Raw genomic sequence first — 12,207 nt, forward strand, 5'->3', positions numbered from 1 at the left:
CTTCGAAGGTGAATGCAAGATTCGATGTCGATTCAGCTTCCAGATATGCTTCGTGTTCAAATAATGAACTTTTCAACACCGAGAAGGTTGCATGAACCTGAAGAGGGAGGAGCGCAGTGTAGGCAGAACCTACATGAGCACCGGACCTCGAAGGTGAATGCAAGATTCGATGTCGATTCAGCTTCCAGATATGCTTCGTGTTCAAAAGTTCACCATTATCTGCGGTCAAGCAAGGCTGTATCCCTCCCAAATATGGACACAGGGCGTGCGGCTTTGGCTTGGCCTTTCTATTATTTAGTTGATTCCGATCTAAGGAGAGGGCGAATATCGAAATGAATGCACATTCCGAACAACCTCATGCTGTACAGATTGCCCAGCTATCTACCAAACGGCCTTGGTCCTGGTACCGCTTCTTCGAGAAGTGGAAAGACTTCAGCTTCGCGCTGCCGGCGCTGCTGTTCTTGCTTGTGTTTACTTATTACCCGCTTATCTATTCGATATACATTAGCATGACGAACTGGAACATGACACGTCCGATTAAGAAGTTTGTCGGCATGGAGAATTACACGAAGCTGTTATCAAGCGAAGAGTTCTGGAAAGTATTGACCGTCACGTTCAAATATACCGTATTCGATGTGTTCTTCACGATTGTCATCGGTCTTGGACTGGCGCTGCTGTTCAATTCCACGTCGAAAATATTCAACTTCCTGCGCGCCGTCGTCTTCATGCCGTATTACATCTCGATGGTTGTCGCCGCCATGATTTTCTTATGGATCTTCAACGCGGAATACGGCTTGGCGAATTACATTCTGCATCTGGCCGGGTTCGATCCCGTTGCCTGGATGACGAATCCGAATACCGCGCTCTCTGCGCTCATCACCGTTTCACTATGGAAGGGCGTCGGCTTCGCGATGCTGCTCTTTATCGCTGGGCTCCGCAGCATTCCGATGGAATATTACGAGGCTTCCAGCATTGACGGCGCCACGCGCTGGAGCCAATTCCGGCTCATTACGCTGCCGCTGCTGTCTCCTATGACGTTGTTCCTCATCATTACGAACTTTATCGGCTCGATGCAGGTGTTCCAATCGATCGATATTATGACGAACGGCGGACCGCTCAACGCGACGAAGGCGATGGTGTTCTGGATTTATCAGATGGCATTCTCCGACTTCCGCACCGGTCGTGCATCGGCGCTTGTCGTCATCTTCTTCATCATTATTATTACGTTGACCGTCATTCAACTGTGGATTTCCAAAAAACGAGTTCATTACGAAGGGTAGGCTTAGCGGATGTCCAAATCCATCTCATCTTCCATCCGGTTGGCAGCAGCCATCTTGATTACGATACTGATGTTTTTTCCAACCTATTGGCTTGTCGTCACCTCACTTAAGACTCCGTACGAGCTGCGTCTGGCGATTCCCTCCTTCTGGCCGGAGTCGTTCCGCTGGCAGAACTATGTTGAGGCGTTTCAAGCTTCGCCGTTCGGGCGCTATTTTCTGAATACGACGATACAGACGTTCGGTATTATGTTCTTGCAAATCAACGTCGCCATCTGGGCAGCTTTCGCATTCGCCAAGGGGAACTTCCGGGGCCGCGACAAATGGTTCCTTCTTGTGCTCGCCGCACTTATCGTGCCGGAGCAAGTCACGTTCGTACCGGTCTATGTGATGATGTCAAAGCTCGGTTGGTTGAATACATATTTGGCGCTCATTGTCCCTCACGGGGCGTCTGCCTACGGTATCTTTTTGCTGCGGCAGTCGTTCAAATCATTGAATAACGATGTGCTGGAGGCTGCGCGCGTGGACGGCGCAGGACGATTTCACCAATTGTACCGCATCCTCGTTCCGATGGCGATGCCGACAATTGCGACGCTGATCGTACTGACATTCATCAGCAGCTGGAACTCTTACTTCTGGCCGCTCATTATGACGAACTCCGACAATATGCGCGTGCTGACCGTCGCCGTGGCAATGATGCGCGACTCCGTCGCAGGCGATGAGGCATTGACCTTCCATATGCTGAGTGCCGCGAGCGTCATGGTCATCTTGCCGATTGTCATCGTGTTTTCATTCGCCCAGAAGCATATTGTGGCCGCATTAGCCAATTCGACATTTAAATAATTGAAAAATACAGGAGGCGATGGCATGTGTACATCAAATAAAGCACGATGGAAACAAAGCGCGTGCGGGCTGCTCCTGCTTGGCCTTCTGCTCTGGACAACCGCATGCGGCAACGGCTCCGGCGGAGCCAAGGAGCCTGCGTCATCTTCCACTGGGACAGCAGCCGCTCCGCTGATCAAGACGGCACAGGCAGCCGAGCGGAATGGAAAGCTGACGCAGCAAGAAGTCGAGAAGAAGATGCGCATTGATAAAAAAGAGTTCCAGCCGATACTGGAGCTGGCAACACTTGGTCCGATTATTCCCGGTCTGCATGAGCAGGTCATTCCGCAAGGGCTCGCCTATGCGCCTGACGAAGGCTGGCTCGTAATGTCGGGCTATCGGGAGAAGGGCGGAGTCAGCGTACTCGCGCTTCTGGATGCCAAGAGCGGCGCATTGGTGAAATCGTTCGAACTGTATGAAGGGAATAATAAGCCTTATACCGGGCATGCAGGCGGCGCGGCCGTCACACCGGGTTATGTGTGGATCGCCTCAGGCGGCAAAGCGCGCTATGTGTCGATCGAAGCGCTCAACAAGGCGGAGGACGGCGGAAAGGTCGTGTTCGAGGGCAGTCTGAAAACGGGCGTCCGCGCTTCGAACGTTGCATATGAAGACGGATTGCTATGGGTCGGAGAATTCGCCCACGGTACCGAATATCCGACGGATAAGTCCCATTACTTGCAGAACCGCGACGGCGAGGAATACCGCGCTTGGATGGAAGGATATGCGATCGATGCCCAGACCGGCCTGCCGCCGAAGCTAGCTGCTGGAGCGGAATCTCCAGTTCCTGAGGCAATCCTATCCATTCCGAATCGCATCCAAGGCATGAGTCTGTGGAAAGGTCATTGGATATTAAGTGATTCATTCGGGCGCAATGCCGAGAGCACCGTCCTGTTCTACTCCGATCCGCGTAAGGAAGCCCCGCACACAGAGGTGAAGCTCGGAGAAGCTTCCGTGCCGGTCTGGTTTCTCGACGGTAAAGCATTGGCGGGCAAGCTGGATGGACCGCCGATGGCAGAGGAACTAGCTGTTATCGATGATTCGCTATACATTTTATATGAATCTGGTTCAGAGAAATTCGTCACCTCTGGAAGCTATGCCATGGATACAATGCATGTGCTTGATATGAACATTGTGCAAGCAAAGTGGATGCAGTAGAACCTCAACTAACAGCACCATCGTTAAACCTCATCGTCCAAAATAAAGTGAAAAGGAAACAATCATGATGGGAGTATTGGCTTCCGTCGCTGTTAAATCCAAGTTGTTGGGAAGAGATTGTGTGGGAATGACTCGGATTCAAAGGCGATCTCCAGGTCTCCCCAGCGGATACTCTCCACCCGTAATTGCTTCGTTTTCAACCTTAACAAGGTTTCTAAACAGCTAGAAGCCGTCGTATATGACGGCTTCTTTATTTTCCCTTATAATAAAGAGGTGAGACAAATTATTGATTGTATATACGAACAGGAGTCTTGTCCTATGAACGAAGCAAAACTGAACGAATACATACGCCGAAAAGCAGAGATTCTCCCCACAGCAGATGAAGCGGCCTCCGCGCTTGTTGCGGAATTGTTGGCGGAGATGGAGCAGTTAATGAAAGACAACGAGCGATTGCGCAAATCGCTGCACGCTGCCGGTAAGGGCAAGTCACGCGCTGGCATGTCCACCAAGCTGAAGGACGCACTATACGAATAGTTTGCCCTTCATCCAACTTTTGTTCATACGATTGGATAAATACCGTGTCCCCTTCAAAACATAAAGCCATATCTGTCTACTCGATGAAAACAGAATGTGCGGAGGGACACAATGAACACGAGAATCATGTTATTGGTTCTGTTTGCGGTATTGGCCGCTGGATGCACTCCATCCGGTAAATCACCTGCAGCCAAACATTCGCAAGAAGGCTACACGATTCAACAAAGGCAAATCAAAATGGCAGCTAAGGAAACCCCGCAGCTCGCCGGCGGGCAGGAAAGCCAAGTACGCGAGCCCAAGCCCCTGTCCTTAGCGGAGCTGCGCAAGAAATACCGTTCGCATTTTCTGCTGCAAGGACCTTCCGATCGGAAGTGCATCAGTTTGACGTTCGATGACGTGCCTGACAATCATTTCACTCCCCAGGTGCTGGATGTGCTGAACCAATACGGCGTAAAAGCTACCTTTTTCGTCGTAGGCAACCGGGCAGAAAAATATCCAGAAATCGTTCAGCGTATGGTAAACGAAGGACATGTAATAGGAAATCACTCTTACGATCACGCCAACTTGCCCAAATTGTCTGACGAAAGCTTTCGTCACCAGGTGACTCGAACCGAAGATATCGTCCGCGGGATTACCGGGCAGCAGATGCGCTACATCCGCCCCCCCTATGGCAATATAAGCGAGGAACAGATCAAATGGCTTGCCAGCCAAGACATGCTCATCGTGAATTGGAATGTCGACTCGCTCGATTGGAAAGGGTTGACTCCAGAACAAATAGAAGCAAACGTTATGAGCCATCTTACATCCGGTGCTATTGTGCTGCAGCATGCTGCTGGCGGAGAAGGCGGAGATCTATCCGGCACCGTCAAGGCGCTGCCGCTCATCATTGAGCAATTGAACCAGCAGGGTATTAAAATGGTGACGCTCCCCGAATTGCTGAGCAAGCCCGCTTACCGTCAGTGAGACAACCTCTAGCGAGGCCTTTTGAAGATGAGCGGCCGCGATTAAAGGTTGGTTTTATCGCCATAAACGATATTTCGGTTTCGCTTTAACGCTCCACCGTTCTTAAACATTCCTTAGTGGGAAATAACGAATCCCTTGCTAGCGAGCAAGGGATTGCTTTGTTCAATCATCATGTAATGGCAATCATCATTCCCACAGCCCCAAGGATTGATAAATCTCCTTAGAGACTACACCGTCGACTGGAAACCCCTGCATCCGTTGATATCGCTTCAATGCGGTCGTCGTTGCCCCGCGAAATCTCCCGTGACATTCTCCTTCATAGAACCCGGCCGCTTGCAGCCGATTCTGTATGAGCAGCACATCCCCGCCCGCGTCGCCTTCGGCCAGTCTCCGCGGCTCCCGGTACAGTCCGCCCAGCACATGCCCCAGCATTGTTACTTTCGTTCCGATGGGGACTCGTTCAAATAGCTCTTCCACATCCTTGTTCCGCATGCGCACACAGCCGTGACTTCGGTTATAGCCGATAGAATCGGGACGGTTCGTCCCATGAATGCCATAAATCCCCCACGGCACATTCAGCCCAATCCATCTCGTGCCGAAGCCCGGTCCCCAATGTTTCCCTTTAAATACGACCTCATATTGTCCAACCGGCGATGGAGTAGCAGGATTTCCGAGCGCTACCCGATATTTCTTGACTGGTCTGCCGTGAACGAAGAGAGTCAGCACGTGCTTAGAAGGATCGACGACGAGATGAACCGCCTCTTGCTCCGACATAATCGGCAGCGGTTCGGCTTGAGCCTTGGACGGCAGCAGTAGCATAATCAAAAGCAGGAACAAAACGGCGGTATGAATAATCGGGCACATTCTGCTATAAGCAGATATACATTTTACTGTATCGTTGTTTAACATCTTCAATTCTTCCTATAGTGTTCATAATCTGTACTATCCAGTAATAATATGGGTTAAATCCCTCTAGTTTATCCATCCCAACACTCTCCGCAGGCTGACCCGAAACTAAACTATCTGTCATCGTTGAATCATCTCAATGCGGTCAATATGTATTCATCGTATCGATGCATAACTCGTTACACGCATACTCCATGAATTCGACCATATAGCACTTGCACTTCCTTCACGATCACCAAGAAGCCAATCGGCATCCGATTGGCTTCTTGACGTTCTATTCTGTAACGAAATGTGAATACAGCAGCTGCAGCCAATCCGCCTAGCCGGGGCATGGCATCGGACGGCGGTTGCAGCCGAATTATCTAATTGGTACGCATTCTCATAATTACGGCAAGCATCTATCTTCGGAACGGGAGCAGTCCCTCATTCAACGATTGAGTGTTCGCATACACCTGGCGGTATACATCAAACAACTGCTCATACATTTCATTTCGGTTCGGATCCGGCTTCCAGCGTTCGGACGCCATCAGGAATGCATCCGCACAGACCTCCAGCGTTGGGAACCAACCCGCTCCATAAGCCGCCAGCATGGCCGCTCCCATCGCTGGACCTTGCTCGCTCTTCAGCTTCACCATCTCCGTGCCGAAGATGTCGGCCTGCATTTGCAGCCATGTCTCATTTCGCGCTCCACCACCGATAGAAATGACGGCGGATATTTCTTTGCCGGATGCGCGCAAGATTTCAAGCGATTCCTTCAAGGAGAACGTAATGCCTTCCAGCACGGCGCGGGCAAAATGCTGCAACGTGTGCGATCCGTCCATGCCGATGAAGCTTCCGCGAATAACTGCATCCGCATGTGGTGTCCGTTCGCCTACCAAATACGGAGTGAACAGTAGACCTCCCGAACCGGCGGGAATGTCTTCGATTCCATTCAGCAGCTCGTCGAAGGACAGGCCGTGCCCGAACGTCTCCTTGAACCATTGCAAGCTGTATCCGGCTGCAAGCGTCACGCCCATCACATAATAAGCATTCGTGAGGCCGTGATTGAAGAAGTGAACCTTGCCTTCATAATCTGCACAGCGATTCTCTTCATAGGCGAGCACAACACCGGACGTTCCGATGCTGCACATGGCTGTGCCGGGATGCAATATCCCCGCTCCAATTGCGCCGCAAGCGTTGTCCGCGCCTCCTGCGTATACCTTCGTCTGCGGGGACAAGCCGGTCTTTCCCGCCATCTCCGGCAGCAGCGTCCCGACACAGTCGGACGACTCCAAGAGCGGCGGGAACAGCGATAGCGGCAGGCCGAAGGCATCCGCAATTGCGGTGCTCCATTGCTTCTCAGTCACATCTAGGAGCAGCGTGCCGGCCGCATCGGAATAATCCGTCGCCATATGTCCCGTCAATCGGTAGCGGACATAATCCTTCGGCAGCATGAATGCCGCCGCGCGGGCGAACAGATCCGGCTCATTCTGCTGTACCCAGAGCAGCTTCGGCAGCGTGAATCCTTCTAGCGCTTGATTCTTCGCAATCCGAAGCAGTTGCGGTCCAAGCTCTTCCGTAATGCGGCGGCATTGCTCGGTCGTGCGGGTGTCATTCCATAAGATGGCATGACGCAGCGGAGCGCCGTCTTCGCCGAGCAGAACGAGGCCGTGCATCTGCCCGGAGAAGCTGATCCCGTCTATATCTGCGGCCGCGACGCCCGCTTCATTGACCAATCGCGCAATAGCGGCTACCGTTCCGTCAGTCCAATCCTCCGGCTTCTGCTCGCTGTAGCCCGCTTTCTCGTGAATGAGAGGATACGCTTCCGCAGCTTCCGCTATGACGGTTCCCTTCATATTCACGAGAATTGCCTTGACAGCGCTTGTCCCTAGGTCGATCCCAATGACGTATTTCATCTCGGTCTCTCCTTTCCAGCTATCGATCGCGAATTCCACATCCGTGATTCCCGCTTCATCGCGCCATGCCTTGGCTACTCGGCCAACAGGTACATGTTCAAGATACTTTTTACATGCTCCTGACGTCCGGACACATTTCTGCGGATATCATGATTCAGCGCATATTCTTCCAACGACTTGAGCGTGGCCGTGCCTGAAGCGATATCCTGACCGATCCCTTCGCGGAAGCTAGAGTAACGATTGGCAATCATGTCCTCGAACACGCGGTCTTCCAGCAATTTGGCCGCTGTCTTCAAGCCTTTCGCGTACGCATCCATTCCAGCAATGTGGGCAAGGAACAGATCTTCCGCTTCGAACGAGCCGCGCCGGACCTTCGCGTCAAAGTTGATGCCTCCGCGTCCCAATCCGCCGTTCATCAGCACTTCATACATCGCCAACGTCGTCGTATACAAATCGGTCGGGAATTCATCCGTATCCCAGCCGAGCAGCAGATCGCCCTGGTTCGCGTCCAGTGAGCCCAGCGCGCCGTTGATACGAGCTACGCGGAGCTCATGGTCGAAGGTGTGGCCGGCCAATGTCGCATGGTTCGCTTCGAGATTCAGCTTAAAGTGTTCTTTCAGGCCGTATTGGTGCAAGAAAGCGAGTGTGGTGGCCGCATCAAAGTCGTATTGATGCTTCGTCGGCTCCTTCGGCTTCGGTTCGATTAGGAACTGGGCATCAAAGCCAATCTCTTTTGCGTAATCGATAGCCATATGGAACAGACGCGCCATATTATCCAACTCGAGCTTCATGTCCGTGTTTTGAAGCAGCTCATATCCTTCACGCCCGCCCCAAAATACATAATTCAAGGCGCCGAGCTCCTTCCCGACTTCCAGCCCTTTCTTCACCTGCGCAGCAGCATACGCGTAGACGTCCGCATTGCACGTCGTTGCCGCACCGTGCACGAAGCGCGGATTCGTGAACATGTTCTGCGTGTTCCACAGCAGCTTCTTCCCGGTCGATGCCATGTACTCCTTCATCATGCTGACAATCACGTCAATGTTCCGGTTCGTCTCCCGCAGCGAATCGCCTTCCGGAGCGATGTCACGATCATGGAAGCAGAAATAGTCTATATTTGCTTTTTCCATAAATTCAAATGCGGCTTCCACTCTCGCTTTCGCTAAATCCATTCCCGACAGGCGATTCCAGGAGCGTTCCATCAAGGCGTCTCCGAACGGATCCGTTCCCCCATAGGTCAGCGTATGCCAATAGGCCATCGCGAAGCGCAGGTGCTCTGACATCGGCTTGCCCATCACGATCTCATCTGGACGATAATGCTTGAACGCGAAAGGATTGGACGATTGGCGGCCTTCATACTCAATCTTGTTAACGGTTGCAAAGTAGCTCATCTGCAGGTGCCTCCTCTTGAATTAAAACTTTACCCTCATCCTAGCATAATTTAATAACTTTGTATATCCATTAAACTAAGTAGGAAAAATATTATAATTTTGACTTATCCCCCATCATCTCGCTGCGCCCGTCACAGCCTAATTATGAAAAACTTGCTTAAATGAGCAATCCCTCCTAAACTAATAATCATTGACATTGTAAATTTAGAGCATAAATAAAGTTGTATCGATAAAGGATGAGGTATCAAGATGAAGGTCACCGGTGATCAAGCTCTCGTAAAAAAAATAAACACCTCGATCGCACTCGAAGCTATCCAGCTTCATGCCCCTATCTCGCGTGCGCAGGTTGCATCGATGACCGGTCTCAACAAGGCGACCGTCTCGAATCTGGTGAATGAATTGTTAGAGCAGCAGCTTGTGCTCGAAATCGGTCCGGGACAATCCAGTGGGGGGCGAAAACCGCTCATGCTGTTGTTCAACCGCCATGCGGGCTATACCATTGGCATCGAATTAGGCATAGGAAGCTTCACGGCAATCCTATGCGACTTATCAGGACAGATTGTGCTGGAGGAAGCCAACATTCCTATCCGCAGCAATGAATCGGAGCATGTGATCGACAGCCTATGCGATACGATCACTGCGCTTCGCAGCCAAGCTCCCTCCGCGCCTTACGGCACGATAGGGATCGGCATCGGGGCGCCGGGAATGGTCGATGAAGAAGGCAACGTCCTGTTCGCGCCGAACTTGGGCTGGAGGAATGTTGCGCTGAAACGGGCTATAGAGGAGCGGTTTCCCGGGGCGATCGTCACTGTCGACAATGAAGCCCGCGCAGGCGCCATCGGCGAATGGGAGTACGGCGCAGGCGAGAAAGCGCAGCATCTCGTCTATATCAGCGCAGGGGCCGGCATCGGTACCGGAACGATTATCGGAGGGGAATTGTTCAAGGGCGCATATGGCTATTCTGGCGAAATGGGGCATATGACGATTGAAGCGAACGGCCGCAAATGCAGCTGCGGCAACCGGGGTTGCTGGGAGCTGTATGCTTCGGAGAAGGCGATTGCAGAAGCTGGCAAGAACGTGAGCTATCATAGCTTGGAAGAAATCATGCAAGCTGCTGAGCAGGATGAGCCGAACGCGCTTCACACGCTGCATCAGATTGGTGAGTACTTGGGCGTCGGCATCGCCAATATTATTAACACGTTTAACCCAGAGCTAGTCATTATCGGCAACAAGCTCACCCAAGCCGAACGTTGGATCCGCAAGCCGCTTCTGCGGACGGTGCAACAGCGTACACTCCAATCGCATCAGCATGGATTGCAAATTCATTTTTCCTCGCTGCAGCAGCGTTCGACCGTGCTTGGCGCGGCCAATCAGGTCATTCAATTGTTCGTCGGACGAACTAAAGTGTCCGTATAAACGCACAAAGGGCCGTCTACTGTCCGTTTGACTGAAAAGGAGGCGGCCTTCGATTGCGCTCAATCTCATGAATGAGCGCATGCTCGTATCCTATAGTATGTTCCGGATGCCACCATAAATGGGCATATGCATGTGCCAGATCGGATGATAGCACGCGCCGCCCCCCTGCACCATGGTTAGAGCAGCGGTATAGCGCAACATATAGATAGCGCTTACAATTTCCTAGAGACACGTGGAGGACTCGTCTAATGAGGCACTAGATGTTACTAGATGTTTCTATCTTCCGCTTCGCCCTTTGCCTCACTCTCCCATCCCGTCAGAAGATGTGGCGCACAAGCATTCCCCCCCTTGTCCCATCCCATCAGAAACTGATTCGTTTAGCCTTAATAACCTGGCTACTCTTCTAGAACAGTATGTTTTCCAGTGTTGGGCAAGTTCATCCTTTGTGTCTGACCTACGTTAGTTCTGAATCAAAGGGAGAATGGCTCAAAAGACTGGACACTCGCATCATCGCTCGCAAACCTGCTGAAAAAATCACTGCATAGAACTTAAACATTCCTTCATGTCAAAAAAGCCGGAATCAACATCCCGGCTTTTCCCCAGTGTATGGTTAGAACCAGCAGGAACGCAATACGATTACCAACAAAATGAAGAGAACCAAAATTACGCCTGTAGAAGTAAAGAAACCACCACATCTTCCAGCAATGTCGCTCATTTAATGTCCTCCTTCACCGTTATTAATGTGTACTTGCGTTGTTATTGTATGGCCTGCTGTGACAAAAAGATTCTTTTAAATGCCCATATCCATCAAATTTGCGCTTCTGCCCTGCCAGCCTGTAGTTTGTCCACCCACTCGCATGAGCAATAACTCACATATGATAACGTGTATTCAATTATATTATCTTATGGGAAAAGGGGATGTGAAGCATGACATTTCGCGACAAAGCTCTTCGTCTTCGTGGACACAATGTGCGGGTCACCACCAGAAAAGGCACTTTTACTGGAAGACTGACCTCGGTCGGCACCGATTTTCTGGTGTTGAGTTCTATTACCGGACGCCGCAGAAGAAACCGCATAATCCGGCTGGTAGAAATTATCGCCTTGCTGTCCTTGCTGCGATAACCCCGGATACGAAGCGGAACGAAAACCGCCAGCATCCGTTGGCGGCTTTGTATATTTTCCTTGCATCATCATGATCTAAAGCTAGTGTTTATAGTAGCGTATTGACAAAAAAATCCTGTATAATGAAACAGAATTCATATCTATTTAGGAGGTTCATTCAATTGAGTCCAAACATACATATTTTTCACGAAGCGCCTACGCCAGAGGAATATATCGCTTTGCGAGTCGCTGCCGGTCTTAGTGCCAAAAGCTTAACAGGAGCCGAAATCGCTTTGAAAAACTCCATCTTCGCAGTCACATTGAGACATGAAGACGAGCTCGTAGGCATGGGCCGAATCATCGGAGACGGCGGTTGCTTTTATCAAGTTGTAGACATCGCGGTTGCCCCTTCTTATCAAGGCAAAGGGTTGGGGAAACTGATCATGACGGAAATCACCAATTACTTAGAGAACAATGCGCCTGATAAATCTTATGTCAGCCTGCTAGCGGATGTCCCCGCCGATCATTTATACAAGAAGTTTGGCTTCGATTATACGCACCCCAAGTCTCTAGGCATGTATAGAAGATACTAGGCAGCTGACAACTTCATGCAAACAAGAAATAGACCATCCTTCCAAGGAAGAGGTCTATTTTACTTTTTCCACGGTATACAGAAGGATATGTGCATGC

The 12,207-nt window shown here is 51.1% G+C and carries 13 protein-coding genes; 8 read left to right on the forward strand and 5 right to left on the reverse strand.

The window, feature by feature from the left end:
* Positions 1-229 (reverse strand): hypothetical protein (locus LQV63_RS05810; protein ID WP_233696001.1); only part of this gene is annotated, 229 nt, incomplete at its 3' end.
* A gap of 103 nt (positions 230-332) precedes the next feature.
* Between LQV63_RS05810 and LQV63_RS05815 the strand changes: the two genes are divergently transcribed.
* From LQV63_RS05815 to LQV63_RS05835, 5 genes are all read left to right on the forward strand, one after another.
* On the forward strand, positions 333-1,280 hold the full coding sequence (locus LQV63_RS05815; protein WP_233696002.1) for a carbohydrate ABC transporter permease: 948 nt from the start codon (positions 333-335) through the stop codon (positions 1,278-1,280).
* A gap of 9 nt (positions 1,281-1,289) precedes the next feature.
* Positions 1,290-2,120, forward strand: a complete 831-nt coding sequence (locus LQV63_RS05820) for a carbohydrate ABC transporter permease (RefSeq protein WP_233696003.1) — start codon at positions 1,290-1,292, stop codon at positions 2,118-2,120.
* Between the two features lie 24 nt (positions 2,121-2,144).
* On the forward strand, positions 2,145-3,314 hold the full coding sequence (locus tag LQV63_RS05825) for a hypothetical protein (protein ID WP_233696004.1): 1,170 nt from the start codon (positions 2,145-2,147) through the stop codon (positions 3,312-3,314).
* A 318-nt stretch (positions 3,315-3,632) separates the two neighbouring features.
* Positions 3,633-3,848 (forward strand): hypothetical protein, encoded by a 216-nt coding sequence (locus LQV63_RS05830; RefSeq protein WP_019422976.1) that lies wholly within the window; start codon positions 3,633-3,635, stop codon positions 3,846-3,848.
* A gap of 111 nt (positions 3,849-3,959) precedes the next feature.
* Positions 3,960-4,811 (forward strand): polysaccharide deacetylase family protein, encoded by an 852-nt coding sequence (locus LQV63_RS05835; RefSeq protein WP_019422975.1) that lies wholly within the window; start codon positions 3,960-3,962, stop codon positions 4,809-4,811.
* Positions 4,812-4,997: 186 nt separating this feature from the next.
* Here the strand turns inward: LQV63_RS05835 and LQV63_RS05840 are convergent, their stop codons facing one another.
* The 3 genes from LQV63_RS05840 to xylA all read right to left on the reverse strand — a co-directional run bounded on the left by LQV63_RS05840 (position 4,998) and on the right by xylA (position 9,000).
* On the reverse strand, positions 4,998-5,720 hold the full coding sequence (locus LQV63_RS05840) for a L,D-transpeptidase family protein (RefSeq protein ID WP_019422974.1): 723 nt from the start codon (positions 5,718-5,720) through the stop codon (positions 4,998-5,000).
* Between the two features lie 395 nt (positions 5,721-6,115).
* Positions 6,116-7,612: a xylulokinase gene (gene xylB / locus LQV63_RS05845; RefSeq protein WP_233696005.1), complete on the reverse strand. Its 1,497-nt coding sequence runs from the start codon at positions 7,610-7,612 to the stop codon at positions 6,116-6,118.
* A 74-nt stretch (positions 7,613-7,686) separates the two neighbouring features.
* Entirely contained in the window at positions 7,687-9,000 is a 1,314-nt protein-coding gene (gene xylA / locus LQV63_RS05850; RefSeq protein WP_233696006.1) for a xylose isomerase, read from the reverse strand.
* Between the two features lie 249 nt (positions 9,001-9,249).
* Here xylA and LQV63_RS05855 point away from each other — a divergent pair, with 249 nt between their 5' ends.
* Positions 9,250-10,416: an ROK family transcriptional regulator gene (locus LQV63_RS05855; RefSeq protein WP_233696007.1), complete on the forward strand. Its 1,167-nt coding sequence runs from the start codon at positions 9,250-9,252 to the stop codon at positions 10,414-10,416.
* Positions 10,417-11,026: 610 nt separating this feature from the next.
* Here the strand turns inward: LQV63_RS05855 and LQV63_RS05860 are convergent.
* Positions 11,027-11,131, reverse strand: coding sequence for a sporulation protein YjcZ (locus LQV63_RS05860; protein WP_233696008.1), 105 nt, complete (start codon positions 11,129-11,131; stop codon positions 11,027-11,029).
* Positions 11,132-11,343: 212 nt separating this feature from the next.
* On the opposite strand from LQV63_RS05860, the gene LQV63_RS05865 reads away from it, so the two are divergent.
* Complete coding sequence (locus tag LQV63_RS05865; RefSeq protein ID WP_157259647.1) at positions 11,344-11,538, forward strand: DUF2642 domain-containing protein; 195 nt, start codon at positions 11,344-11,346, stop codon at positions 11,536-11,538.
* Between the two features lie 161 nt (positions 11,539-11,699).
* Entirely contained in the window at positions 11,700-12,110 is a 411-nt protein-coding gene (locus LQV63_RS05870) for a GNAT family N-acetyltransferase (RefSeq protein WP_233696009.1), read from the forward strand.
* Positions 12,111-12,207 lie beyond the last annotated feature (97 nt).

Origin of the sequence: Paenibacillus profundus (assembly GCF_021369635.1) — a bacterium.
GTDB lineage: Bacteria > Bacillota > Bacilli > Paenibacillales > Paenibacillaceae > Paenibacillus_B > Paenibacillus_B profundus.

Excerpts from the sequence above, each read along its gene's own strand:
- LQV63_RS05860 (WP_233696008.1), bottom strand. The coding sequence starts at position 11,131 with ATGAGCGACATTGCTGGAAGATGTGGTGGTTTCTTTACTTCTACAGGC.
- LQV63_RS05825 (WP_233696004.1), top strand. The coding sequence starts at position 2,145 with ATGTGTACATCAAATAAAGCACGATGGAAACAAAGCGCGTGCGGGCTG.
- LQV63_RS05835 (WP_019422975.1), top strand. The coding sequence starts at position 3,960 with ATGAACACGAGAATCATGTTATTGGTTCTGTTTGCGGTATTGGCCGCT.
- LQV63_RS05820 (WP_233696003.1), top strand. The coding sequence starts at position 1,290 with ATGTCCAAATCCATCTCATCTTCCATCCGGTTGGCAGCAGCCATCTTG.
- xylA (WP_233696006.1), bottom strand. The coding sequence starts at position 9,000 with ATGAGCTACTTTGCAACCGTTAACAAGATTGAGTATGAAGGCCGCCAA.
- LQV63_RS05865 (WP_157259647.1), top strand. The coding sequence starts at position 11,344 with ATGACATTTCGCGACAAAGCTCTTCGTCTTCGTGGACACAATGTGCGG.
- LQV63_RS05830 (WP_019422976.1), top strand. The coding sequence starts at position 3,633 with ATGAACGAAGCAAAACTGAACGAATACATACGCCGAAAAGCAGAGATT.
- LQV63_RS05815 (WP_233696002.1), top strand. The coding sequence starts at position 333 with ATGAATGCACATTCCGAACAACCTCATGCTGTACAGATTGCCCAGCTA.
- xylB (WP_233696005.1), bottom strand. The coding sequence starts at position 7,612 with ATGAAATACGTCATTGGGATCGACCTAGGGACAAGCGCTGTCAAGGCA.
- LQV63_RS05840 (WP_019422974.1), bottom strand. The coding sequence starts at position 5,720 with ATGTTAAACAACGATACAGTAAAATGTATATCTGCTTATAGCAGAATG.
- LQV63_RS05855 (WP_233696007.1), top strand. The coding sequence starts at position 9,250 with ATGAAGGTCACCGGTGATCAAGCTCTCGTAAAAAAAATAAACACCTCG.